The 23,550-nt window shown below is 63.6% G+C and carries 21 protein-coding genes; 9 read left to right on the forward strand and 12 right to left on the reverse strand.

The window, feature by feature from the left end; genetic code table 11:
* Positions 1 to 230 precede the first annotated feature (230 nt).
* The 7 genes from W911_RS05160 (at position 231) to W911_RS05190 (ending at position 9,566) form a co-directional block, all read left to right on the forward strand.
* Positions 231 to 863, forward strand: coding sequence for a c-type cytochrome (locus W911_RS05160; RefSeq protein WP_023786459.1), 633 nt, complete (start codon positions 231 to 233; stop codon positions 861 to 863).
* 185 nt (positions 864 to 1,048) lie between these two features.
* Positions 1,049 to 3,043: an extracellular solute-binding protein gene (locus tag W911_RS05165; RefSeq protein ID WP_023786460.1), complete on the forward strand. Its 1,995-nt coding sequence runs from the start codon at positions 1,049 to 1,051 to the stop codon at positions 3,041 to 3,043.
* 5 nt (positions 3,044 to 3,048) lie between these two features.
* Complete coding sequence (locus tag W911_RS05170; protein ID WP_244438599.1) at positions 3,049 to 4,929, forward strand: extracellular solute-binding protein; 1,881 nt, start codon at positions 3,049 to 3,051, stop codon at positions 4,927 to 4,929.
* Between the two features lie 75 nt (positions 4,930 to 5,004).
* Positions 5,005 to 6,117: a microcin C ABC transporter permease YejB gene (locus W911_RS05175; protein WP_023786462.1), complete on the forward strand. Its 1,113-nt coding sequence runs from the start codon at positions 5,005 to 5,007 to the stop codon at positions 6,115 to 6,117.
* A 42-nt stretch (positions 6,118 to 6,159) separates the two neighbouring features.
* Positions 6,160 to 7,359 carry an ABC transporter permease gene (locus tag W911_RS05180; RefSeq protein ID WP_081717817.1) on the forward strand — a complete coding sequence of 400 codons (1,200 nt, stop codon included), beginning with the start codon at positions 6,160 to 6,162 and terminating at the stop codon, positions 7,357 to 7,359.
* A gap of 12 nt (positions 7,360 to 7,371) precedes the next feature.
* Entirely contained in the window at positions 7,372 to 9,003 is a 1,632-nt protein-coding gene (locus tag W911_RS05185) for an ABC transporter ATP-binding protein (protein WP_023786464.1), read from the forward strand.
* Between the two features lie 44 nt (positions 9,004 to 9,047).
* On the forward strand, positions 9,048 to 9,566 hold the full coding sequence (locus tag W911_RS05190; RefSeq protein WP_023786465.1) for a hypothetical protein: 519 nt from the start codon (positions 9,048 to 9,050) through the stop codon (positions 9,564 to 9,566).
* Positions 9,567 to 9,578: 12 nt separating this feature from the next.
* Here W911_RS05190 and W911_RS05195 read toward each other — a convergent pair whose 3' ends face one another.
* A complete protein-coding gene (locus W911_RS05195) occupies positions 9,579 to 10,589 on the reverse strand; it encodes an NlpC/P60 family protein (RefSeq protein WP_023786466.1) in 1,011 nt (336 codons plus the stop codon).
* Entirely contained in the window at positions 10,586 to 12,034 is a 1,449-nt protein-coding gene (locus W911_RS05200) for a leucyl aminopeptidase family protein (RefSeq protein ID WP_023786467.1), read from the reverse strand. The genes W911_RS05195 and W911_RS05200 overlap by 4 nt, the downstream gene beginning before the upstream one ends.
* 108 nt (positions 12,035 to 12,142) lie before the next feature.
* Between W911_RS05200 and W911_RS05205 the strand changes: the two genes are divergently transcribed.
* Both W911_RS05205 and W911_RS05210 read left to right on the forward strand, forming a co-directional pair.
* Positions 12,143 to 12,817, forward strand: a complete 675-nt coding sequence (locus tag W911_RS05205; protein WP_023786468.1) for a glutathione S-transferase family protein — start codon at positions 12,143 to 12,145, stop codon at positions 12,815 to 12,817.
* Between the two features lie 115 nt (positions 12,818 to 12,932).
* Positions 12,933 to 13,913, forward strand: a complete 981-nt coding sequence (locus W911_RS05210; RefSeq protein ID WP_023786469.1) for a tetratricopeptide repeat protein — start codon at positions 12,933 to 12,935, stop codon at positions 13,911 to 13,913.
* 164 nt (positions 13,914 to 14,077) lie between these two features.
* Here W911_RS05210 and W911_RS05215 read toward each other — a convergent pair whose 3' ends face one another.
* The 10 genes from W911_RS05215 to W911_RS05255 all read right to left on the reverse strand — a co-directional run bounded on the left by W911_RS05215 (position 14,078) and on the right by W911_RS05255 (position 23,369).
* Positions 14,078 to 15,052, reverse strand: coding sequence for a type II secretion system F family protein (locus W911_RS05215; RefSeq protein ID WP_023786470.1), 975 nt, complete (start codon positions 15,050 to 15,052; stop codon positions 14,078 to 14,080).
* 20 nt (positions 15,053 to 15,072) lie between these two features.
* Positions 15,073 to 16,083 (reverse strand): type II secretion system F family protein, encoded by a 1,011-nt coding sequence (locus W911_RS05220; protein ID WP_023786471.1) that lies wholly within the window; start codon positions 16,081 to 16,083, stop codon positions 15,073 to 15,075.
* Positions 16,076 to 17,554 (reverse strand): TadA family conjugal transfer-associated ATPase, encoded by a 1,479-nt coding sequence (locus tag W911_RS05225; RefSeq protein ID WP_023786472.1) that lies wholly within the window; start codon positions 17,552 to 17,554, stop codon positions 16,076 to 16,078. The genes W911_RS05220 and W911_RS05225 overlap by 8 nt, the downstream gene beginning before the upstream one ends.
* Before the next feature lie 10 nt (positions 17,555 to 17,564).
* Positions 17,565 to 18,872, reverse strand: coding sequence for a CpaE/TadZ family protein (locus W911_RS05230; protein ID WP_023786473.1), 1,308 nt, complete (start codon positions 18,870 to 18,872; stop codon positions 17,565 to 17,567).
* Between the two features lie 2 nt (positions 18,873 to 18,874).
* Positions 18,875 to 19,630, reverse strand: a complete 756-nt coding sequence (locus W911_RS05235; RefSeq protein WP_023786474.1) for a CpaD family pilus assembly protein — start codon at positions 19,628 to 19,630, stop codon at positions 18,875 to 18,877.
* A gap of 24 nt (positions 19,631 to 19,654) precedes the next feature.
* The gene (locus W911_RS05240; RefSeq protein WP_041317546.1) at positions 19,655 to 21,286 is read right to left on the reverse strand and encodes a type II and III secretion system protein family protein; all 1,632 of its coding nucleotides are present in this window, start codon (positions 21,284 to 21,286) and stop codon (positions 19,655 to 19,657) included.
* Positions 21,287 to 21,356: 70 nt separating this feature from the next.
* On the reverse strand, positions 21,357 to 22,160 hold the full coding sequence (cpaB, locus tag W911_RS05245) for a Flp pilus assembly protein CpaB (RefSeq protein ID WP_023786476.1): 804 nt from the start codon (positions 22,158 to 22,160) through the stop codon (positions 21,357 to 21,359).
* 106 nt (positions 22,161 to 22,266) lie between these two features.
* Complete coding sequence (locus W911_RS05250; RefSeq protein WP_023786477.1) at positions 22,267 to 22,767, reverse strand: A24 family peptidase; 501 nt, start codon at positions 22,765 to 22,767, stop codon at positions 22,267 to 22,269.
* A 46-nt stretch (positions 22,768 to 22,813) separates the two neighbouring features.
* Positions 22,814 to 22,981, reverse strand: a complete 168-nt coding sequence (locus tag W911_RS17715; RefSeq protein WP_023786478.1) for a Flp family type IVb pilin — start codon at positions 22,979 to 22,981, stop codon at positions 22,814 to 22,816.
* A gap of 208 nt (positions 22,982 to 23,189) precedes the next feature.
* A complete protein-coding gene (locus tag W911_RS05255) occupies positions 23,190 to 23,369 on the reverse strand; it encodes a Flp family type IVb pilin (protein ID WP_023786479.1) in 180 nt (59 codons plus the stop codon).
* Between the last annotated feature and the right edge of the window lie 181 nt (positions 23,370 to 23,550).

The raw sequence follows: 23,550 nt of genomic DNA on the forward strand, positions 1-23,550 counted from the left end.
CTGCGGGGGCATGAGCTGTAGACTGGCAGCCCCAAGGGTTGCAAGGCGTGGTGCAGGCCCTTTAGATGCGGTCTGCTGGTTCGGTTCGATTTGAGCCGATGGGTCCGTCTGGGGCGGGAGCGGGACGCCTGCGCTCAGACCGGGGAATGACGTGGCAGCGCTCGGGCTGTCGCATGTCTCGGGTGAGGATTTCGGGGGCGGAAGCGCGTCCCGCGGGCAGGAAGAAAGAGATGATGGATTCCTTCGAGCTGAACAAGATTGCGGGCGGTGTACTGCTGGCGTTGCTTCTCATCTTCGTGCCTAAGACGTTGATCAACGAGTTGAGCCACCACGGGCCGGTCACCGGCGGTTTCACGCTTCCCCAGCCCGATGGTGATGGTGCGGCGCCCGCGGACGGCGGCGCGCCTGTGGCGGGGCCGAAGGCGTTCGATCCCGCGGACGTCGTTGCGCTGGTGGGCGATGCAAGCCCCGACGACGGGAAAGCGGCTTTCCGGGCGTGCGCGGCGTGCCACTCCGCGGACAAGGGTGCCGCGAGCAAGGCCGGTCCCAATCTCTACGGCGTTCTGGGCCGCGCGCTGGGGAGCGTCGGCGATTTCGGCGGATATTCGGACGTGATCAAGAGCAAGGGCGGCGAGTGGAGCTATGAAGCGCTGGCCGAATTCCTGCACGCTCCGCGCGGATATCTGCCGGGTACGCGGATGGTGTTCAACGGCGTCTCGGATAACGCGACGCTTGCCGATCTGATCGCGTATCTCAGGTCGCTCGCGGATAGCCCGGCGCCTCTGCCGGCGCCCGCGGCTGCCGCACCTGCCGAAGATGCCCCTGCTGCGGTACCGGAAACGCCGGCTGCGCCTGCACCTTAAGATCGTTGCGAGGGGGCGGCGCGATAGGCCGCCCTATCTTGCCGATGTTTAATCCGTATCCCGTGAGAAGGCGTGCTAGGAACTGATTTTCCCCTGGTCCGGCCCTGATTTTCCAGGGCCGTCGACCTGCGCGGCGGCACGTGCCACAGTTCCGTGTTCGCCCGGTTTTCGACGGAACGGAATGGATGACGGCATTGATGGTGCAGCGCCCTACGACCTCCTTTTTCTCGCTCCTCATCGTGGCCTTGGCCACAAGCGCTGCGGCCTTTGGGCAAGGTGCGGAGGCTCCAGGAGCGGAGGCGGTCGCTGAGCCGCCCGCGCCGCCCGCACAGGTTCGTCATCACGCCTTGTCGCTTGTGGGCGAGCCGAGGTTCGGGCCCGATTTCAAGCATTTCGACTGGGTGAACCCCAACGCGCCCAAGGGCGGCGTGGTGCGGTTTGCGACGCAGGGCACGTTCGATTCCCTCAATCCGTTCTCGATCCGCGGCGTGCCGGCGGGTGGCGTCGGCATGATCTACAACACGCTCATGGCCGGCAGCCCCGACGAGCCGTCGACGGAATACGGCCTGATTGCGGAATGGGTGTCGTTTCCGGACGATTTCAGCTCGGTCACGTTCGGGCTGCGGCCCGAGGCGCGCTTCCACGACGGGGAGCCGATCAAGCCCGAGGATGTGATCTTCTCGCTCGACGCCATCAAGGCGGCTAACCCGATGTACGGCCGCTATTACGCCAACGTCGTGCGCGGCGAGAAGACCGGACCGCACGAGGTGACGTTCACGTTCGATCAGAAGGGCAACCGGGAGCTGCCGCAGATCCTCGGCCAGCTTGCCGTGCTGCCCAAGCACTTCTGGGAAGGCAAGGCGCGCAACGGCGAGCCGCGCGATCTTGCAAAGAGTACGCTCGAAGTGCCGCTCGGATCGGGCCCCTATCGGATCAAGGAGTTCGACACCGGCAACCGCATCGTGTTCGAGCGTGTGGAGGACTACTGGGCGAAGGATCTTCCGGTCGCGATCGGGCAATGGAATTTCGGCGAGCTGCGCTTTCAATACTTCCGCGAGCGGGTTGCTGCGTTCGAAGACTTCAAGAGCGGGCGCGCGGACTTCTGGCGCGAGAACACTGCGAGCGCGTGGGCCACGCAGTTCAACTTCGACGCGCTCAAAAAAGGGTTCGTCAAAAAAGAGGTGATCCCGACCGAGGGCGTCGCTCGGATGCAGGGCTTCGCATTCAACATCCGCCGGCCGAAGTTTCAGGATCGGCGCGTGCGGCAGGCGTTCAATCTGGCCTTCGATTTCGAAGACCTGAACCGCAGCTTGCTGTTCGGTCAGTACAGCCGCGTGCATAGTTATTTCGACAATTCCGAGCTTGCAGCGAAGGGGCTTCCGGAAGGGCGCGAGCTCGAAATCCTCAAGGCGCACGAGAAGGACCTGCCGCCGGAAGTTTTCACAACCGAGTGGAAGAACCCGACGTTTGCGACGCGCGAGGATGCGCGCGACAATCTCGCGAAGGCGATGGCGCTGCTGAAGGAAGCCGGATGGGAGATCCGCACCGAGGAAGTCGAGGATGCCGACTGCGGTTTCTTCTGCAAGGCGATGCAAACCGTCGGTCTTGGTTCGAAGCGCACGGAGCAGGTTCTGCGCAACGCCAAGGGCGAGCCGTTCACGGTGGAATTCCTGATCGGGTCGGATTCGTTCGAGCGCCACATCGCGCACTATCGCGCCAACCTCGCCAAGATCGGCATCCGGGCAACGACGCGTGTCGTCGATCCCGCAGGATACGAGCGGCGCGAGATGAGCCGCGACTACGACATCATCATCGACATGTTCCCGCAGTCCATTTCGCCCGGCAACGAGCAGCGCGACTTCTGGGGCTCGGCGGCGGCGGACCATGACGGAAGCCGCAATACCATCGGTATCAAGGACCCGGTGATCGATTCCATCATCGAGACGCTGGTGTTCGCCAAGGATCGCGACGAACTGGTGGCCGCGACGCGGGCGCTGGATCGCGTGCTGCTCTGGGGCCATTACGTGGTTCCGCATTGGTACAATCCCAACGAGTGGATTGCGACGTGGGATATGTTCGGCAGGCCCGATAAACTTCCCTCTCAGACTTCGGCGCTGACGCAGGTGTGGTGGGTGGATCAGGACAAGCTGAAGGCCCTTCAGGCCGCACGCAGGAACTGACGACGATGGGCCTGCGGAGACTGCAAGACGACATGACGGGTGCGGTGACGGTGCGCAAGGTGCCGCGCGAGGCTTTTGCGTTTCTGGCCATGTTGGCGCTCGCTGTCGGGCTTGCCGCATCGCCAGCCGCGGCCGAGCCCAGGCACGGGCTCTCGATCTTCGGCGATCTCAAGTATCCGGCCGACTTCACGCACTTCGATTACGTGAACCCGGATGCGCCGAAGGGCGGGCGCGTCTCGCAGATCGGCTCTGGCGGTCTGACCACGTTCGACAGTTTCAATCCGTTCATTCTCCGGGGCGACGCGGCGCAGGGGCTCGCTCTGTTGTTCGACAGTCTCATGGCGCGGGCCATGGACGAGCCGGATGCGGTCTATGGGCTGGTTGCGGAAACCGCCGATCTTGCAGACGACGGCATGTCCGTCACGTTCAAGCTGCGCCCCGAGGCCAAGTTTGCGGATGGCTCTCCGCTGACGGCGGAGGACGTCGTCTTCTCCTTCGACACGATCAAGTCGAAAGGCCATCCGGCGATTTCGGGCCAGATCCGCGACGTGGAGAAGGCGGAGGCGCTCGATGCGCATACCGTGCGCTATACGTTCAAGGGTACGCTGACGCGCGATCTGCCGATTAACGTCGCGACGTTGCCGATACTGTCCAAGGCCTATTATACCGAAAACGCGTTCGACCAGACGACGCTGACGCCGCCGCTCGGATCGGGGCCGTACAAGGTCGGGAATTTTCGCGCGGGCACGTATGTCGCCTATACGCGGCGCGAGGATTACTGGGGCCGCGATTTGCCCGTCAACCGGGGCCAGAACAATTTCGACGAAGTGCGCTACGAGTATTTCCGCGACCGCACGCTCGAACTCGAAAACCTGCTGTCCGGCAACTTCGATTTCCGCGAGGAATTCACCGCACGCGACTGGTCGACCAGCTACGACGTCGCGGCGGTGCGCGATGGGCGCATTTTGCGCCAGACGCTCGACGACGAACGCCCCTCCGGTGCACAGGGCTTTTTCATCAACACGCGCCGGGATAAATTCAAGGACATCCGCGTGCGCGAGGCGCTGGGCTATGCCTTCGACTTCGAGTGGAGCAACCGCAACCTGTTTTTCGGGCTCTATACGCGGACGGCGAGCTTCTTCGAAAACTCGGACATGAAAGCCGGCGGGCTGCCGACGGCCGACGAACTCAAGCTGCTGGAGCCGCACCGGGATCGCTTGCCTGAGGCTGTGTTCGGCGAGCCCGTGTCGCCGTCCGTGACCGACGGCAGCGGGAGCAACCGGGAAAATCTGCGCCGCGCGGCGAAGCTTCTGGCGGAGGCCGGCTGGGAGCAGACGCGTGACGGGTTGCGCAACGCTAAGGGCGAGAAGCTCTCGGTCGAGTTCCTGCTGTTCGAGGTGAATTTCGAGCGCATCATTGCGCCGTTCATCAAGAACCTGCAGTTGATCGGTGTCGACGCCACCATGCGGCGGGTCGATCCCGCGCAGTATCAGCGCCGTCTCAAGGATTTCGATTTCGATATCACGACGCAACGCTATTCCTTGCGGTTGTCCCCCGGTATCGAACTCAAGAACTATTGGGGCTCGGATGCCGCTGCCATGAGCGGAAGCTACAACCTCGCCGGTATTGCGGATCCCGTGCTCGACGACCTGATCGACCGGGTCGTCAAAGCGCAGTCCCGCGAGGAGCTGGTTGCGGCGACGCGGGCGGCGGATCGCGTGCTGCGGGCGGGTCATTATTGGATTCCGCAGTGGTACAAGGGGTCTCATCAGATCGCGTTCTGGGACAAGTTCGGCTGGCCAGACGTGAAGCCCAAGTACGCGCGCGGCGCGCTTGAGACGTGGTGGTTCGACGGCGAAAAGGCTAAGTCCGCGGGACGGCGTTAGCGGTTTGCCCGGGGCGGACCGACGCGGTCTTGCTTAAGGGCGAACGGTGCCAGGGTCAGGGGATGTGATCGAACGATGGCTTCTTATCTCCTCAAGCGCGTGCTGCTGATCGTGCCGACGATGCTCGGCATCATGCTGATCAGTTTCGCCATCATCCAGTTCGCGCCGGGTGGGCCGGTCGAGCAGATGATCGCCAAGCTTTCGGGCACCGATACCTCGATCACCGATCGCATCGGCGGCGGGGGTGGCGGCGATACGCTCGGCGGGCAATCGCAGATGGGAGCCGGTGGAGACAGCGTCACGTCCCGTTATCGCGGCGCGCAGGGCCTCGATCCGGAGTTCATCCTGGAACTCGAACGGCAGTTCGGCTTCGACAAGCCCGCCCACGAACGCTTCTTCCTGATGATGAAGAATTATCTCACGTTCGATTTCGGCCGCAGCTACTTCCGCGACGTGTCGGTGATCGAGCTGATCAAGGAGAAGTTGCCGGTTTCGATTTCGCTCGGCATTTGGATCACGCTCATCACCTATTTCATCTCGATTCCGCTCGGCATCCGCAAGGCGGTGCGGGATGGCGAGCGCTTCGACACCTGGACCAGCACGGCGCTGGTGATCGGTTATGCCGTGCCGGGCTTCCTCGTTGCGGTGCTGCTGTTGATCCTGTTTGCGGGCTCGTCGTTCCTGCAGATCTTCCCGTCGCGGGGGCTGTTCTCCGACAACTGGGAAGAGCTTTCTCTCTTCGGCAAGGTCGTCGATTACTTCTGGCACCTGACGCTGCCGATCATCGCCATGGCGCTCGGCTCGTTCACGACAATGACCTTTCTCACCAAGAACAGCTTCCTGGACGAGATCCGCAAGCAGTACGTGGTCACGGCGCGCTCGAAGGGGCTCGGCGAGCGCGAGGTGCTCTACGGACATATTTTCCGCAACGCCATGCTGATCATCATCGCGGGCTTCCCCGGCGCGTTCATCAGCGCGTTCTTCACGGGATCGCTTTTGATCGAGACGGTGTTCTCGCTCGACGGACTCGGGTTGCTCGGGTTCGAATCCGCCATCAAGCGCGATTATGCGGTCGTGTTCGCCACCCTTTACATCTTCGCGCTCTTGGGGCTGGTCGTGAACGTCGTCACCGATTTCGTCTATACGCTGGTCGATCCCCGGATCGACTTCGACAGCCGGGAGGTCTAGCCCGTGGACGCGAAACGCGACGATCCGATCCTGGAGAAGGAAGTGGTCGACCCGGTGCGGGCGAACTTCTTTTCGCGGTTCCGGCCGCGCTTCGACCTGTCTCCCATCAACCAGCGGCGCTGGGCGAACTTCAAGGCGAACCGGCGGGGCTATTGGAGCCTCGTGATCTTCCTCGTGCTGTTCGTGCTCACGTTGTTTGCGGAGCTGATCGCCAACGACCGGCCGCTCATTGCGCGATATAACGGTCAGACGCTGTTCCCGGTGCTGATCGATTATCCGGAGTCGAAGTTCGGCGGCTTCCTTGCCGTCACCGACTACCGCGATCCGATGATCATCGAGGAGATCGAGAGCAACGGCTGGATGCTGTGGCCACCGATCCGCTACCGCTACGACACCATCAATAAGGATTATCCAAACCGGGCCGACGCCGAAGGCAATTGTTTCGTGCAGCGTGGCGACACGAAGTATCAAGGCGGGCTCGGCTATCCGGCGCCGCCGCAATGGGCCGCCCAGGCGCCGCTTTGTGAAGCCCCGCCCGACCAGATGGCGCGCTATCTTGCGGTGGGCAACTGGAATTGGCTCGGTCTCGACAACCAGGGACGCGACGTGCTCGCGCGCGTGATCTACGGGTTCCGGATCTCGGTGCTGTTCGGGCTCATTCTAACGGTCATGGCCAGCGTCATCGGTGTCGCGGCGGGTGCCGTGCAGGGCTTCTATGGCGGCTGGGTCGATCTCATCATGCAGCGGTTCCTCGAAATTTGGGGGAACATCCCGACGCTGTATGTGCTGATCATTATCGCGGCGGTTCTGGTGCCAGGGTTCTGGACACTCTTATTCGTGCTGCTCGCGTTCCAATGGACGAGCCTTGTCGGCGTGGTGCGGGCGGAATATCTGCGCGCCCGAAACTTCGAGTATGTGAGGGCGGCACGCGCGCTCGGGCTCTCCGATACGACGATCATGTGGAAGCATCTGCTTCCGAACGCGACGGTTGCGACGCTCACCTTCCTGCCGTTCCAGCTTTCGGGCTCCATCACGACGCTGACCGCGCTCGACTTCCTGGGTCTTGGCTTGCCGCCAGGTTCGCCGTCGCTCGGTGAGCTTCTGTTGCAAGGCAAGAGCGATCTCAACGCGCCGTGGCTCGGTCTCTCCGCGTTCTTCTCCATCGCGATCATGCTGTCGCTTCTGATCTTCATCTTCGAGGGTGTGCGCGATGCGCTCGACCCCCGAAAGACGTTTGCCTGAGGAGCGCTTCGCATGTCCAAAGAGGTGCTCATCAACGTCAAGAACCTGTCGGTGGCGTTCCGTTCGAGCGGCGTGACGACGACGGCGGTGAAGGGCGTGTCGTTCCGCATCAACCGCGGCGAGACGGTGGCGCTCGTTGGCGAATCCGGCAGCGGGAAGTCGGTGTCGGCGCTTTCGATTTTGAAGCTCCTGCCTTATCCCGCCGCATCGCATCCGACGGGCGAGATCTTCTTCGAGGGGCGCGACCTGCTGCACGCGGACGAGGGTGCTCTCAAGCGTATCCGGGGCGACAGGATCTCCATGATCTTCCAGGAGCCGATGACGTCGCTCAATCCGCTGCATCCGATCGAGCGGCAGGTGGGCGAGATCCTGCAGCTCCACCGGCGCATGAGCGCAAGCGCGACGCGGGCACGCGTGATCGAGCTCTTGACGAAGGTCGGCATTCCGGAGCCCGAGAAGCGGCTTGGCGCCTATCCGCATCAGCTTTCGGGCGGCCAGCGCCAGCGCGTGATGATCGCGATGGCGCTTGCCAACGAGCCGGATCTCCTGATTGCGGACGAGCCGACGACAGCGCTCGACGTCACGATCCAGGCGCAAATTCTGGAGCTTCTGCGCGACCTCCAGCGCGAGATGGGCATGGCGATGCTGCTCATCACCCACGATCTCGGCATCGTGCGGCGTATGGCGGAGCGGGTTTACGTGATGCAGCGGGGCGAGATCGTCGAGGAGCAGCCGACGGAAGCGCTCTTCACGGACCCGAAGCACCCCTATACGCGTCACCTGCTCGCGGCCGAGCCCAAGGGCGAGCCGCCGCGCTTCGACGCGGCTGCGCCCGTGATCGCGGAGACCGACGACCTCCGCGTGTGGTTTCCGATCAAGCGTGGCTTTCTCCGGAAGACTGTCGATCATGTGAAGGCCGTAGATGGTCTGTCGGTGAAGATCCGATCGGGACAGACGCTCGGGGTCGTCGGCGAATCCGGTTCGGGCAAGACGACGCTCGGGCTCGCCATCCTGCGGCTCATTTCGTCGAAAGGGCCGATCGTCTACATGGGGCGGCGGATCGACGGGTTGTCGCCCAAGGAGATGCGCCCGCTGCGTCGCGAGATGCAGGTGGTGTTCCAGGACCCTTACGGATCGCTGTCGCCACGGCTCTCGATCTTCGGCATCCTTGAGGAGGGGCTTCTGATCCAGAAGCCCGAATGGAGCGAAACGCAACGCCGTGCTCAGGCGACGAAGGCGCTGGAAGAGGTCGGCCTGGACGCCAGCGCGCTCGACCGCTATCCGCACGAGTTCTCAGGGGGGCAACGCCAGCGTATCGCGATTGCGCGCGCCATGGCTCTGGAGCCGCGCTTCATCGTTCTCGACGAGCCGACGAGCGCGCTCGATATGAGCGTTCAGGCGCAGATCGTCGATCTGCTGCGCGAGTTGCAGGCAAAGCGCGACCTTGCCTATGTCTTCATCAGCCACGACCTCAAAGTGGTGCGGGCGCTCTGTAATTACGTCATCGTGATGCGCAACGGCAAGGCCGTGGAAGAGGGGCCGGCCGAAGATGTCTTCACTTCGCCCAAGGACGACTATACCAAGGCGTTGCTCGCCGCCGCGTTCGATCTCAAAGTTGCCCACCGCGCGGCGATTGCCGGTTAGCGTCACCCGCTCCACGTTTCGTTTGCTTTCTTCAGGTTTTCGGTATGCAGCGTATTCGGGATGTCGTTGCCCGCGTTATACGGCTTCCTTGGTCTCTATCCGCCATCACCGCGGAGACGGGCAGCGGCACGGGCGTTCCCTCCTCGCTTCAGGCGACAATCACGCAACTTCGCTATTGGATGCCGACCATCGCAGACGTCGCCCACATCTGGGAAAGCGAGGGCGGTGGAAGCTGGTGCTTCAGCCTTAAGCCCCGCGCAAAAGGGGCTTGCCCGGTTTCGCTGATGCTGCGGGAAACGGGGCTTTTCGATCTCACCATTGCGGGAGAGACCTACGAGGATTGCGTGCTCGAACAGTTCGACGACGTGTTGCCGCTCATCGAGCGGATCACCGAAGGGCATGTGGTGCAACGCCGATGGGCGAGCCGGGCGACGGGCGCGGTATGCGGTGTCGAGACCATCGTGACGCTGGGACCGGGGCGCTTTTGGCGCGGTGGGCCGATCACACCGGACGGAGATGCGTTCGCGCGCGATCATCATTTCCTGCCGTACCGGCGGATCTAGATTCCGATCCCTTCAGGTTGCGTTCGCGCTCTCCGTTGCCGGCAAGAGGCGGCGGATGGCGGCGATGGGGGTGGATGCATGGCGCAGGATGCGCTCGGCCGCCTCGGGAAGCGTTTCGGCAACGACGGCCATGTGGTGCGCGTTCGCGTGCAGGAGCATTAGGCCATCGGCCATGATGCCGACGTGGCCCTTCCAAAATATCAGATCGCCGCGCTGAAGCCCTTCGAGATCGCCGGGGATCGGCAACTCTTCCCCGAGTTCCGCCATTTGCATATCGCTGTCGCGGGGGCAGGCATGGCCGGCCGCCTCCAGCGCGATCTGCACGAGGCCCGAGCAATCGATGCCGATGCGGGTGCGTCCGCCCCAGAGATAGGGCGTGCCGATGAAACGCTCGGCGATGTCCACGAAATCGCGCTCGACGCGTTCCTTTTCGACGAGGTGGCGCGTTATGACGAAGCCGCCCTGCTCCAGCTGGCAGAAGCGCTCCTCCCATTCCGCCACGCGAACCTCCGCATTGAGTGGGAGGTGCAGTGTGGGCGGCGCTTTGATGTCCGGCGCTGGATAGACGAACGTGCCGAGCGCTTTGACGCGATGGGTCGGCACGGTGACCTGCGTGGTCAGCGCGGAGGACGGGACGTATCCGACGTAGCGGTCGCGCGCGAGCTGCGCCCAGGCCCAGCCTTCGTTCTCGTCGTACACGGTCACGCGCTCGCCGAAGAGTGCTTCCGTGTCGAGGCCGGCCGCGGGGTTGGGTTCGCGCCGCAGTGGGACGGAGGCGCGCACCACCTGGCGCACGACGCCCGCCGAATAGCGCGGTGAGGCGACCTGGCCTCTCAACGTCACGGCGGCAAGATCGGCCCGCACGGCATGGCGGCGCGGGTCGAGATCTGGCGGCGCTGGGGCGTTGGACGTCTCCGGCGACGGGATGGGCGGAGGCGTCGACGTCGCGCCGGCAGGGTCGTTTGCCCGCCGCGCTTCGTCGCTGTCTTCGCCGCCGGTGCCGCCCTGCTTAGGGTCTGTCATACGGTCAACTCCTTCGCGAGGAGCGAGAGGATGGCGCGCGCGGTCTGCGGCTCGCCGCCTTTGGGGCCCAGTGGCCGAGCGGTTGGCCGCCAGCCGTAGAGATCGAAATGTGCGAAGCGCCGCGCGTTCGTAACGAAGCGCTTCAGGAACAGCGCAGCCGTGACGGCGCCCGCGAAGGGCCCGTCGCTGACGTTGCGAAGGTCGGCGATGTCGCTGTCGAGGTGACGGTCGTAACTAGGCCAAAGAGGGAGACGCCAGACGGGGTCGCCCACCGCCTCCGATTCCGCGACGAGGGCTGCCGCGAAGGCATCGTCGTTCGTGAAGAAGGCGGGCAGATCGGGGCCAAGCGCGACGCGGGCCGCGCCCGTCAACGTCGCGAAGACGAGCAGCGTATCGGGGGCTTCCTCGTCCGCCAGCGACAGGGCGTCTGCGAGCACGAGCCGGCCTTCGGCATCGGTGTTGCCGATCTCGACCGTGTGGCCCGCGCGGCTGGTCAGGATGTCGCCGGGCCGGAACGCGTCGCCCGCGATGCTGTTCTCGGCCGCTGCGATGAGGAGACGCAGACGCACGTCGAGGCCGAGGCTCATGATCATTTCGGCCAGCGTGAGGGCTGCTGCCGCGCCGCCCATGTCCTTTTTCATCAAAAGCATGCCGGAGGCGGGCTTGATGTCGAGGCCGCCGGTGTCGAACGTGATGCCTTTGCCGACGAGCGTGAGACGCGGTGCGTCGGGGCGTCCGCCGGGCTTCTGCCAGCGCATGTCGATCAGGCGCGGCGCGCGCGGGTGTGCGCGTCCGACGGCGTGGATCATGCGATGTCCCTGATCGAGCAGGTCGTCTCCCACGACGGTCGAGATGCTGGCGCCGTGGTCGCGGGCGACGAGGGCAGCGGCTGCTTCCAGCTCCGCGGGGCCGAGATCGGCCGCGGGCGTGTTGATCAGGTCTCGTCCGCTCCACACGGCGCTGACCTGGCTGACGACGGATTGGTGATCGACCTCCGCCGGGAGTTTGAGGCGCGGCGGCGCGTCGCCAGCGCCGCTCTTGTAACGGCGGAAGCGATAGGCGCCGAGGCCCCATGCGACGGCGGCGAGCGCGGCGTTCGGCGTCTCGCTGGCCAGATGATAGAGGCCCGAGGGGAGGCTTGCTGCAAGCTGGCCGATCAGGAGTTCAGACGGGCCCGAGGGATCGCCTGCGGTGCCGTTGCCGAGGCCGAGGACGACGCCGGCGGGTTTGCCGGTGGGGCCAGGGACGATAGCCTGTTTTCTCGCGGCTCCCGTGAAGCGGGTCTCTTCGAGCCAGCGGCGGGCCGTCTCGTCGAGATCGGGAATGGCCGAGACCGGCTGGGCATCGGAGACGAGCCAGATCGGTGTGCTGGCCTCGGCGGTGTCGTGCGGGACCAGCACGTCTGCGGGTGCGTGGGTGCATGCGGGTGCGGGTGTTTCGGTCATGGATACTCTTTTGGAAGGCTCGCGAAGTTTGGCCGCTTGGACGGCGCTTCGATGATCGGGCATTATCCTCACCGAGCCACGAAACACAATCGGGAGGGGCAGTCCGGCATGGCGCGCGACACCTATCGTCTGGTCATCGGCAGCAAGCATTGGTCGAGTTGGAGCTTGAGGCCGTGGCTTGCGATGAAGCAGGCGAACCTCGATTTCGAGGAGATCCGCATCAATCTGCGCGCACCGAACAAGAAAGAGCTGATCCTGCAACATTCTCCGGCCGGAAAAGTGCCGGTGCTGTGGGCTGGAGATCTGATGATCTGGGATAGTCTTGCAATCATCGAGTATATCGCCGAGCAGCATCCCGACGCTCAGCTTTGGCCGTCAGACACCCGCGCACGCGCGATTGCGCGCTCCGTGAGTGCGGAGATGCACTCGGGCTTTCAGGCGCTGCGCGAGCATTGCCCCATGAAGTTTCTCTCGCAGGAGCTTCGCGACACGCATATCGAGGCTGTCGAGGCCGACATCCGGCGCATTGTCGCGCTGTGGGGCGATTGCCGGCAACGCTTCGGCGGCGAAGGTCCGTTCCTGTTCTCACGGTTTTCGGTCGCGGATGCGATGTATGCGCCCGTCGCGTCGCGCTTGCGCACGTACGTGAAGGATCTCGCGCCGTTCGGGGACGACGGGAGGGCTGCGGCGTATATCGACGCCCTCTTCGCGCTGCCGGCCATGACGGAGTGGAAACGTGGCGCGGAAGCTGAGCGGGCAGAATACGCGGAGGGTGCGGGTTAACGGGAGGTTGCCTATCGGTTAAGGCTTTATTGACCGCTGTATCGGAAAGTGACGCAAAGCGAGATGCCGGAGAGGCGTCTCTGCGCCCCGTGACCGACGAGCAGTGGAGATCTCAATGGCCGACCGCGACGTGTCCCCTCGGATGGCGAAGCCGGCCCGAGCGCATGGGCTGCTTGCCGCGATGGCCGCGAGCTTGATGCTGGGGGCCTGCGCTCAGGTGGGCGGGGGCGAGAGCGACGGGCTGTTCTCGTCGCTTGCGCCGGCGGCTCCGCAGCAGGCGGCGGTTTCGGCGCAACCCACCGATCCGCGCAAGGCGACCGAATATTGGGGCGAGCAGTACTCCAAGGACCCGCGCAATCTCGATGCGGCGCTTGCGTACGCGCAGAACCTTACGGCGACGGGGCAGAAGCGCGAGGCGCTGGCCGTTCTTCAACAAGCGTCTATCGTCCACGGGCAAGACCGGCGGCTGGCGCGGGATTACGGGCGGCTCGCACTCGATCTCGATCAAATCAGCGTGGCGAAGAAAGTTCTGGCCGTGGCCGACGATCCGTCCAACCCGGATTGGCGCGTCATTCTCGCCAGAGGCACGGCTCTCGCCAAGGAAGGAAGCTACCGCGAGGCCATCGCATTCTATGAGCGTGCCCGTGCGCTTCAGCCCAATCACCCGTCGGTGCTGAACAACCTCGCGCTCGCGCACACGATGGCGGGCGATGCGGAGCAGGGCGAGGCGCTGTTGCGCCAAGCCAAGAGCGATGGGGGCAATGCCCGGGTGCGCCAGAATCTTGCGCTCGTCCTCGGCCTGCAAGGCAAGTACGACGAGGCCACTCAGATCGCGTCGTCCGATCTCCAGCCGGCGGATGCGAAAGCGAACACCGCGCTGCTCCAGAAGATGGTGCGCCGGGACGCGCAGCCCATGACGCCGTCGATGCCGGCTGACGCCTCGTGGGCTACGGCGGTTGCGCAAGCTCCCGCGCCTCGCGCGACGCCGGTTTCTCAGCAGAAGCGCGGGCCTTCGGCGCTCCGCCCGAGCACGATGGAATCCGGATTGGGCCGGGCTGGTGCACCGAGCGCCACGGCGCTGTTTACTGCCGAGTAACAGAGCAGCTGACTAAGGCCACGCGAACTTGAGCGTAACGGAGCCTTTTCGCGGATCGCCGCGGAAGGGTTCTTTTTTGCGCGTTCCTTTTGAGCGCCCAGGGTCGTTCAGAAAATATCTCGCCTATGCCGACGCGGAAGTGGCATGCGAGCGGCGCGCGTTCTCTACGGCATCTTCCAGAAGCTGATTGCAGCCGGGCCGAGGATGACCAGGAAGAGCACGGGAAGAAAGAACACGATCATCGGCACGGTGAGTTTCGGCGGCAGGGCGGCCGCCTTCTTTTCCGCTTCCGACATGCGGATGTCGCGGTTTTCCTTGGCCATCACACGTAACGCCTGGCCGACGGGCGTGCCGTATCGCTCCGCCTGGATGAGCGCGGTCGTCACCGACTTGACGCTGGGGAGCGCGGTGCGGGCGGCGAGGTTTTCGAATGCCATGCGGCGATCGGGGAGATAAGACAGCTCGGCCGCCGTCAGAGAGAGCTCTTCGCCAAGCTCTATACTTTGCGCGGTAATTTCCTTCGCGACTTTGCCGAACGAGGCCTCCACGGACATGCCCGACTGGACGCAGATGAGCAGCATGTCGAGTGCTTCCGGAAACGCGACCTTGATCGCCTGCTGCCGCTTTTGGGCGAGGTTCTCGATGAAGATGTTGGGCAGATAGTAGCCGGCCGCGCCCGCGAGAGCCGCATAGAACAGCTTCATCGCTGCGCTTTGTTCCATGTTGCTCAGAACGAACAGATAGAAAAGCGCAACGAGGAAGGCGAGAGGCGGCGCCGCTACACGGAAAAACATGTAGGCGACAAGAGGGGCCTGTCCGCGCAAGCCCGCCATCTTGAGCTTGTTGCGCAGCTCGGGATTGTCGAACTGAGAGCGCAGATCGAACCGATCCACGATCTGCTGCATAAACCCTTTCGGCGCCTGACGGAGCTTGGGGCCGCCGCGCTCCTTCGAAAGCTCGCTGATGCGCTGGGAGCGGAGTTTGTCGCGCTCGACCGCCATCACGCGCATGCGCTGATTCATCTGATCGCGCGCGATCATCGGCATGACGACGGCGAGGATCGTCGCGAAGACCGAGATCGCAGCCAGCATCGTTGCCAGGAACTGCGGCGATGTCAAAGTGTTGACAAGCTCTTGCATGGATCGGGTGCGTTCCTTCGCTAGAACTTGAAATTGATCATCTTGCGCATGATGAAGATCCCGCAGCTCATCCAGAAGAGACCGATCAGGATGAACAGGTTGCCGGTGCGCGTCTCGAAGAGCGGGGCGATGTAGTCGGGGGAGGCGCTGTTCACCATGAACATCACACCCGGAGGCAGGGCGGCGAGGATCATGGCCGACGCCTTGGCTTCGGCGGCGAGTGCTTTCACCTTCATGGCCATTTTGAAGCGGTCACGCAGCACGCCGGAGAGGTTGGCGAGGGCTTCGGCGAGGTTGCCGCCCGACTGCTGCTGGATTGCGATGACAATGGCCAGGAATTTGACTTCGGGCACAGGCATGCGCTTCGTCATCCGCTCCAAAGCCTCGAACAGGGGCACGCCCAGGCGCTGCTGTTCGATCACTTCCTTGAATTCGCCAGCCAGCGGCTCGACGCTTTCCCGCGCGATAACACCGAGACAATCGTTGAGAGGGAGGCCGGACTTGATGCCGCGAACGATTACGTCGATGGCATTGGCGAGTTCTGCGGTGAATTTTTTCTGCCGGCGTTCGGTTAGCTTGGAGAGGACGAAGCGTGGCAGTCCAAGGCCGCCTACAAAGAACGCAGCGATCGTCACCATCGGCGTGATGCCGGCCATCGTTGCGGGCACCATCCCACGCACGACGAACGCCGTGACGAAGGCCGAGACGATGCTCGCGATCCAATAGGTGCGCGGTTCGATTTCGAGGCCAGCCCGTTCGAGCCTCAGCTTCAGAGAGACCCTCTCTTTGGCCTTCTTCCTGTTCTCGATATCCTTCAAGCTTTCGGTAATCTGCTTCTTGCGGCTCGCCGCCAGATCCGCGGCCGAGCGCGACGACAGCTTCTTGCTGTGCGACTCGGTCACCGTCGCGACCCGCTTTTCTTTGGCCCTGTCGCCGGAGATCAGCGGATACATGACGGCATAAGCCGTCGCCGCAATCGCGATCGCGGCGAGTAGAGCCGTCATCAATGGCATGAGGCCGGCGTCAACCAAGGAGCTCTCCCATCGGGGTTCCGTTTTCGTCGAGCATTTCCGCTGCGGCGAGGGCTGTGGTGAGGCGGCCTTCTTCCTTGTAGTAGCGGGCGCGTTCGTAGAAGGCTGGACGTGCGATGCCGGTCGATCGATGATGACCGACGAGCTTTCCTGCGGCGTCCTCGCCCGTGATCTCGTAGACGATCAGATTCTGCAGCGTGATGACGTCGTCTTCCATGCCGGTCACTTCGGTGATGTGGGTCACCTTGCGTGAGCCGTCGCGCAGACGGGCGGCCTGGATGATCACGTCGATGGAGCCCACGATCATTTCACGAATGGTTTTGATGGGGAGCGCAAAGCCGCCCATCATGATCATGCTTTCGAGGCGGCTCAGCGCTTCGCGCGGGCTGTTGGAGTGGAGCGTGCCCATCGATCCGTCATGGCCCGTATTCATGGCCTGGAGGAGGTCGAACGCCTCCGGGCCGCGGACTTCGCCGACGATGATCCGCTCGGGCCGCATGCGCAGGCAGTTCTTGACGAGATCGCGCATGGTGATCTCGCCTTCTCCTTCGAGGTTGGGCGGGCGCGTTTCGAGACGCACGACGTGGGGCTGCTGGAGCTGAAGCTCGGCAGAGTCTTCGCAGGTGATGATGCGTTCGTCGTGGTCGATGCAGCCGGTGAGACAGTTCAGAAGCGTCGTCTTGCCCGAACCTGTGCCGCCGGAAATCAGCACGTTGCAACGTACGCGGCCGATGACTTCGAGAACCGTTTTCGCGTCCGGCGTGATGGCGCCGAACTTCATGATCTGTTCGAGAGTGAGGCGATCCTTCTTGAACTTGCGGATGGTCAGCGCCGGGCCGTCGATGGCGAGCGGGGGTGCGATGACGTTGACACGCGAACCGTCGGGGAGGCGCGCGTCGCAAATCGGGCTCGATTCGTCCACGCGCCGGCCAACCTGACTCACGATGCGCTGGCAAATGTTCATGAGCTGCTGGTTGTCGGCAAAGCGCACGTTCGTTTTCTGCGACTTGCCGCCGACTTCGATGAACGTCGTCGTGGCGCCGTTGACCATGATGTCCGCGATGTCGTCGCGTGCGAGCAGCGGTTCCAGGGGGCCGTAACCGAGCACGTCGTTACAGATGTCCTCAAGCAGCTCTTCCTGCTCGGCGATGGACATGACGACGTTTTTGACCTGGATGATTTCGGAGACGATGTCGCGAATTTCTTCGCGCGCCGCTGCCGCGTCGAGCTTGGCAAGCTGAGTCAGGTCGATGGTGTCGATGAGCGCGTTAAAGACCGTAGTCTTGACGTCGTAGTATTCTTCGGAATGCGGACGCTGCTGCTCTTGCGGCTCGGCGCGCGTCGGGATGGCGGCCGCCGGCGCTGCAGCCTTGGGCGAGGCAGGCTGGTGGGTTGCGGCAGATGCCGTCGGTGCGGGTTCGGCGGGGAGCCGCCGCTGCAATCCAGGATCATTCGTACGCCGGCCGAACATGTCTTAATCCTCAGCGCATGAGCTTGAGTTTTTCGAGAAGAGGCGCGAGAGGCGACTTCTTCTCCGCTTTGATCTCTTTGCGATGGGCAAGCGTCATCGCGATGTCGCGGAAGCTCTGCACCGCCTTTGCCTTTGCGCTGTACTCTTCGACCATCTGGCCGTTGTTGGCGGCCTGCCCAAAGTTTTCGCAGTCGAAGTCGATGACTGCGAGGGTCTCGATCCCGAGTGCGCTCTCGAATTCCTTGACGGTGATCTCGGGGCGCTTCTGCATGTTGGCCATGTTGAGCACGAGGCGTGGCGCGGCGTCGTTCTTACGCGCCTGCTTCATGTGATCGATGATGTTCTTCGCATTGCGCAGATTGGCGAGGTCGGGGACGGCGGTGATGACGATCTCATCGGCCTGCAGGAGGAGCTGCCTCGTCCAGGGGGTCCAGATGTGCGGAAGATCCACCGCAACGAACGGCACGTTCTGGCGCACGACATCGACGACCGTCTGACAATCGTCGGGCGTCAGGTCGTAGTCACGGTCCAGCACGACGGGAGCAGCGAAGATCGACAGGTGCTTCGAGCATGTCGTCAGGAGGCGGTCGAGCAGCACCTCGTCGAGGCGGTCCGGGTTCTGGAGCGCATCGCCGATGCCTTGCACGGGGTCCTGATTGAAGTCGAGGCCAGCGGTTCCGAAAGCCAGATCCATGTCGCCGATGACGATGTCGGTCTCCAGGATTTCGGACAGCGTCCAGGCGACGTTGTGGCAGATGGTGGACGAGCCCACGCCGCCCTTTGCGCCCATGAAGGCGAACACCTGACCGACGGGGTCGGTTGCCGGGTTGTTGTAAAGCCCGGAGAGGCACTCCATCAGCTCGAACGGTGTGATGGGCATCACGAGATATTCGGAAACGCCGCGGCGGATGAGGTCGCGATAGAGCATCACGTCGTTGGTCTGGCCGACGATCACGACCTTGGTGCCGGGGTCGCAGCTCTGGGCGAGTTCGTCGAGTTCCGCGATCAGGGCCGCGTGAGACCGCTGCGACTCCAGAATAATCAGGTTGGGTGTCGGGCTTTCCTGATAATGGGCCACGGCCGCAGCCGCGCCGCCCATCTGGATCGTGAGATGTGTTTTGCTGAGGCGACGATCTTCGGAGGCGTCCTGCAGGACTTCGGCGAGAGCCGGTGTCTCGCAGAAGGCCTGGATCGAAATGCGCGGCAAGGGACGCGCACGGTCGCTCAATGCGGCCGTGGACGCGTCCGATGTGTCTTCCAGCGGTGCGAGCGGGTCCAGTGGATCGGAGCGCGATGAGCCGTATGCGTGCTGTGTCATGGCTATCTCGTACGTGCGTCTGTTGCGACGTCCGTGCTGTCTCTCGGGTCGGTCGGTCGGTCGGCGCCCGTGTGTTCGCCGCGGACGTATTTGTCGAATGTCACGTCGCGACGGTCGCCGTAGCGTTCGCCTTCGGTGCGGGGTCCGATCAGATCGGCGGGGTTTGCGATCATGGCGGCCAGGTTGCGCTGGTTTGCGCAGCCGAAGTTCCAATAGTTGGCGTTGTCGCGCTGGTCGGCCAGGTTGGTCGGCCAGTAGCCGCAGGTCGGCGCTTCGGCGACGTAGGTGAGGTAGGAGAGGCGTACCGGCGCGCTGAGCCTGCCGCCTTGGTAGGCTTCTACGGCGATGGACGATTCCGCAAAGCCGTTGTCGCTCACCATCTGGCGGATCTCGCCAACCGCGTTCATAGCGGCAATCTCGTTGTTGCCTCCGCTGGGCGCCTGGATGACGAGACGGCTGTTGCCGGCATCGCTGGCGCGTGCGCGATGCACGAAGTCGAGCACGTCCGCCCGCTGGCGCGGGGAGAGGCGGCGGGCCTGAGGCGCGACGTTGACCTCGATCGTCTGCGGCTGTTGCGAGACGATGATCGGGTGGCGTTGAGCCGGATCGACAAGCGACCATCCGGCAACCTGCGGGGCGCCGACATCGTGGCGGCAGCCCGCGGCGCCGACGGCGACGAGCGCCAGCAGTGCACATGCGAGTGTCGCGCGGCGCGGTTCGAAGCGGCCTACTCGGGGCGATTGACGTGTCTGTTGCATCACAAGCGTCTCCAGCGTCGGCCGTTATTCGATGATGAACCCGTAGTCGCCCTTGAGGTCACCCACCGGGGCGGCCGCGTCGGGTGCGCCATAGATGCGGTTCAGGTGACCCATGAAGTTCGCCTTGCGGTCGGTGGCTTCGGCGAGGCCGTCGATGGGCTTGGCGAGCTGGCGCGGCGACACCGGCCGTACGAGATAAGGCGTCACGATCACCACGAGCTCGGTTTCCTCTTTCACGAAGTCGCGGCTGCGGAACAGCGTGCCGAGCACGGGCAGATCCTTGAGGCCCGGGAAGCCGTCGATGTTCTGACGGGTCGAGTCCGAGATCAGGCCGGCGAGAGCCAGCGCGCCGCCGGACGGCAACTCGACGGTCGAGTTCGCCTTGCGCGTCTTGAGGGCCGGGATCGAGATGTTCTGCACCTGGATCGCGCCGTTGGTGGTGAGCTCGCTGACCTCGCTCTCGATCTTGAGGCTGATGCGGCCTTCAGACAGAACGGTGGGGGTGAAGGAGATGCCGATGCCGTAAGGCTTGTACTGCACCGTGGTCTGGCCGATGCCGCTCGGCTCGATGACGGGGAACTCGCCGCCGGCGAGGAACTTGGCGGATTCACCCGAGACGGCCGTGAGGTTCGGCTCGGCGAGCGTTCTCAGGAGGCCGTCGCGTTCGAGCGCACGCAGCGTATGGGAGACTTGCGAGGTGCCGTTGCTCCAGCCGCCGCTGACACCGCTGTTGCCGAACGTGCCGGTGGCCGGTCCGGTGTTCCAGTTGCAGAGCACGCCAGCCGTCGTACATCCGACGCCCGTCGCGGCGTCGAACGCCGTCGTGCCGAGGCCTGGCACAGGGATGCCGCCGAGACCCGCCGCTGCCGTCAAGGGAAGCGCATTCTCCGTCAGAATGGCGGTCGAGAAGTTGCCCGAGTTGATGGCGGCGCCCAGGTTGACGCCGAACTGCTTCAAGAGTGTGCGCTGAACTTCGGCCACGACGACGCGCAGCATCACCTGCTCTTCCGCCTCGACAGAAAGGAGATTGATGACCGGCTTTGCCTCGCCGGAGTTCGAGGGGCTTCCCGATTGGGCGTTCGCGCCGCTCGCGGAGCCTGCCGGACCGGACGCGGCGGCGCCAGGAACGGAGCTCATGAGGCCGGCGCCCTCGGAGGAGACGAAGGCTTTCGCGAGATTGGTTGCCATGTGGGAATCGGCGGGCGCGCGCACGGTGCCGGTCAGCACAAGCGATCGGCCTGCAAGTTCCACACGGATGTTCGATCCGGGAATGAGACGCGCGAGCAGGCTTTCGAGACCGCTCGAGTCCGCACCGACCGAAATGTCGAGCGTCAGGACCTGGTGGCCCGCCGCATCGAAGAAGAAGGCATTCGTCTGTCCGGGGCGCTTGGCGATCAGAAATACGCGGTTGGACGTCTGGACGACGGCGTCGACGCCTTGCGGGTCGGACACGAGGACGTCGCGCAACTCGAAGTCGAACTCAACGAGCAGGGATTTTCCGGCTCCGAGAGACACGGAGCGGTTCTGGGGCAACATGCCGTCGTCGCTGATGCGTAAAACGGACGAGCCGGTGTTCGGTTCAGGACCAGCTTCGGGTGCCGGGCTCCATGCTGCCATCACCAGCGCGTTCAGTGCGAGGGCACAAAGAAACTTCATCTTTCGCATCGTTCAACCGGCTTTCTCGCGGACTGGAAACTCGCGTTTTACTCAATGGCACGCTGTTTACTCAGTTCACGCCGTACGCGCGTGACGGGGTTCCGTAACGCAGCACGCGGACGGCGGTGCTTTCACGCGTACTGGGATCCGTGCCCGCCATGGGGCCGGCTTCGAGGTCGAGATCCGCAATCGAGCGCAGGGTGAGCGAGATCTCTCCCATCGAGTTGGCAAGCGCCAACAGTTCGGCCTGGCGTGCCGTCAGTTCGAGCGTTGCCGTCGCGGCGCTTCCGTCGGCGGTCTTGCGGCCCTCCTTGGTCTCGATCTGCTGGCCGATGGCGAGCACGCGGACGTTGCCGAACAGAAGGTCGCTGACGTAATCCTCGCCGCCCGAGCGTCCGCGCACGCGGCGGATGAGGATGACATCGACCCGGTCGTTGGGGAGGATGAGATTGCCGACGGCGGTCTCCTCCTTGATCCGGGTCGAGATGGCGCGCATTCCGGCCGGCAGAATGGCCGCAAGCACGCCGCCCTGGCCGGCGCGGACGAGCTTCTGTTCGGTGATCGGTTCGCCCGCCATCATCGGCGCGCGCGCAATGGAGCCGGAGAGCTGGGTCATCGCGTCGGGGCGGTCTTCGCGCGTGATGAAGCCGGTGGTGACCGTTTCCTTCGGCCAGGACTGCCAGCGGAACAGGCTATCGTTCGTGATCTGACCAAGACCGATGTCCGTGCGGGCCACGAGCACGTCGTTGCTCTCGACCTTGACTTCGACTGTCTTTTCGACGGGCGGTTTGTTGACCATGGCGCTTACCATGAAAAACGCCAGAAGACCGGCGGTGGCCGCTACAGTCACTCCAATGAGTTGTGGCCGTTTCATCGCGTGCGTTGTCCCATACGGCCTTATGGCCGAACCTCGTGCCTTAGGCCGAAGATTGCGGGACAAACGTCAATGCGAAGTTAATCGGCGTTCAAGGATTGGACGGTCAGGCCAAGAATGCGCTGAACCATGGGGTTTTAGGATACACCCATAGCGCGCTCGCGGCGATGGCGATGCCGTAGGGAATGCCGGACTTCGGCAGGTGGAGGCGATAAGCCCACGCGGGAATAGCGTACGCGTCGAACGGCTGCTTCCTGTAGGCGAGGAGCGCCACGGCCAGGAGGCCACCGAAAAGGGTGACGCCGACAAGATAGAGTATGAGGCCGTCCATGCCGATCCAGAGCGCGCCCGCCGCCAGCAGCTTGGCGTCTCCGCCGCCGAACCCGCCGACAGCGAAGAGCACGAATGCGAGCGAGAGAACTAAGAGGCCGGCTGCGACGTGCATCATGATGGTGGAGGCGGGGAGACCCATCAGCGGGGCGAGCAGGAAGAAGACGGCCACGAGCGCGATCGAGATGCGGTTCGGGATCTTCATGGTCAGCAGGTCGGTCGCGCCTGCGAAGGTCATGATAGTGGGGAACACGAGAAGTGGTGCGTACTCGTACATCACTCGACCTTACTGTCGTTCGACAAGGGCAAATGCGGAGGTGCCGTCAACGGTCGAAGCCGTCCTCGACCTTGCCGAACATTGCGTCGAGGGCGCTCATGACGGCTTGCAGGCTGCCGATGATACCCACGCTCACAATCACTCCAATCAGCGCGTACTCGATGGACGTCGCGCCAGCTTCGTTTTCGAAGAAGTTTTTCAGCAAACGCTTCATGTGCTTGAGCTCGCTCGGCGGAATGGACCTGAGGGGCAGCGTCCGTCAGGTTTTTTCTAGCATCGCACCGTTAAGAAGCAGTGTTTGCGCGGCTAACGTTGGCTGTATCGCTGCCCTAGGCAACAAAGCCACCCGAGTTTTCCCGGGTGGCTCCGTTGGAATTGGCTTTATGCGTGGGCGCTAGACCCGTCTCGCATCGAGCGCTGCATCATTCGGCGCCAGCTTCACCCAGCTTGGTCGAAATGGTGCCGAACGTGGTGTTGAGGGCTTCCGTGAGCGGCCCAAGGCCGGCGATGATGCCGACGCCCACGATGGCGGCGATGAGGCCGTACTCGATCGCGGTGGCGCCGGACTCGTCCTTCACGAAGCGCGAGAAGAGGTTCGTCATGACTGGTAACTCCCTTGTGTGACTTCAAAAGTCTGCCAATAGCTCGGGGCGTGGATCTTCCGTCCCGCGCCGGAACTGGGGCTAATCTAGCTCAGACGTGTTAACGCGATGTAAAAGCTATGAATGTCCAGACTGGCAATCGTATCTAAATCGTTAATCTCACTAATGAAATTTGATAATG

Source organism: Hyphomicrobium nitrativorans NL23, from assembly GCF_000503895.1.
Classification (GTDB): domain Bacteria; phylum Pseudomonadota; class Alphaproteobacteria; order Rhizobiales; family Hyphomicrobiaceae; genus Hyphomicrobium_C; species Hyphomicrobium_C nitrativorans.

Excerpts from the sequence above, each read along its gene's own strand:
- W911_RS05225 (WP_023786472.1), bottom strand. The coding sequence starts at position 17,554 with ATGTTCGGCCGGCGTACGAATGATCCTGGATTGCAGCGGCGGCTCCCC.
- W911_RS05175 (WP_023786462.1), top strand. The coding sequence starts at position 5,005 with ATGGCTTCTTATCTCCTCAAGCGCGTGCTGCTGATCGTGCCGACGATG.
- W911_RS05235 (WP_023786474.1), bottom strand. The coding sequence starts at position 19,630 with ATGCAACAGACACGTCAATCGCCCCGAGTAGGCCGCTTCGAACCGCGC.
- W911_RS05230 (WP_023786473.1), bottom strand. The coding sequence starts at position 18,872 with ATGACACAGCACGCATACGGCTCATCGCGCTCCGATCCACTGGACCCG.
- W911_RS05170 (WP_244438599.1), top strand. The coding sequence starts at position 3,049 with ATGGGCCTGCGGAGACTGCAAGACGACATGACGGGTGCGGTGACGGTG.
- W911_RS05195 (WP_023786466.1), bottom strand. The coding sequence starts at position 10,589 with ATGACAGACCCTAAGCAGGGCGGCACCGGCGGCGAAGACAGCGACGAA.
- W911_RS05255 (WP_023786479.1), bottom strand. The coding sequence starts at position 23,369 with ATGACGAACCTCTTCTCGCGCTTCGTGAAGGACGAGTCCGGCGCCACC.
- W911_RS17715 (WP_023786478.1), bottom strand. The coding sequence starts at position 22,981 with ATGAAGCGTTTGCTGAAAAACTTCTTCGAAAACGAAGCTGGCGCGACG.
- cpaB (WP_023786476.1), bottom strand. The coding sequence starts at position 22,160 with ATGAAACGGCCACAACTCATTGGAGTGACTGTAGCGGCCACCGCCGGT.
- W911_RS05205 (WP_023786468.1), top strand. The coding sequence starts at position 12,143 with ATGGCGCGCGACACCTATCGTCTGGTCATCGGCAGCAAGCATTGGTCG.
- W911_RS05215 (WP_023786470.1), bottom strand. The coding sequence starts at position 15,052 with ATGCAAGAGCTTGTCAACACTTTGACATCGCCGCAGTTCCTGGCAACG.
- W911_RS05250 (WP_023786477.1), bottom strand. The coding sequence starts at position 22,767 with ATGTACGAGTACGCACCACTTCTCGTGTTCCCCACTATCATGACCTTC.
- W911_RS05190 (WP_023786465.1), top strand. The coding sequence starts at position 9,048 with ATGCAGCGTATTCGGGATGTCGTTGCCCGCGTTATACGGCTTCCTTGG.
- W911_RS05240 (WP_041317546.1), bottom strand. The coding sequence starts at position 21,286 with ATGAAGTTTCTTTGTGCCCTCGCACTGAACGCGCTGGTGATGGCAGCA.
- W911_RS05165 (WP_023786460.1), top strand. The coding sequence starts at position 1,049 with ATGACGGCATTGATGGTGCAGCGCCCTACGACCTCCTTTTTCTCGCTC.
- W911_RS05200 (WP_023786467.1), bottom strand. The coding sequence starts at position 12,034 with ATGACCGAAACACCCGCACCCGCATGCACCCACGCACCCGCAGACGTG.
- W911_RS05210 (WP_023786469.1), top strand. The coding sequence starts at position 12,933 with ATGGCCGACCGCGACGTGTCCCCTCGGATGGCGAAGCCGGCCCGAGCG.
- W911_RS05185 (WP_023786464.1), top strand. The coding sequence starts at position 7,372 with ATGTCCAAAGAGGTGCTCATCAACGTCAAGAACCTGTCGGTGGCGTTC.
- W911_RS05160 (WP_023786459.1), top strand. The coding sequence starts at position 231 with ATGATGGATTCCTTCGAGCTGAACAAGATTGCGGGCGGTGTACTGCTG.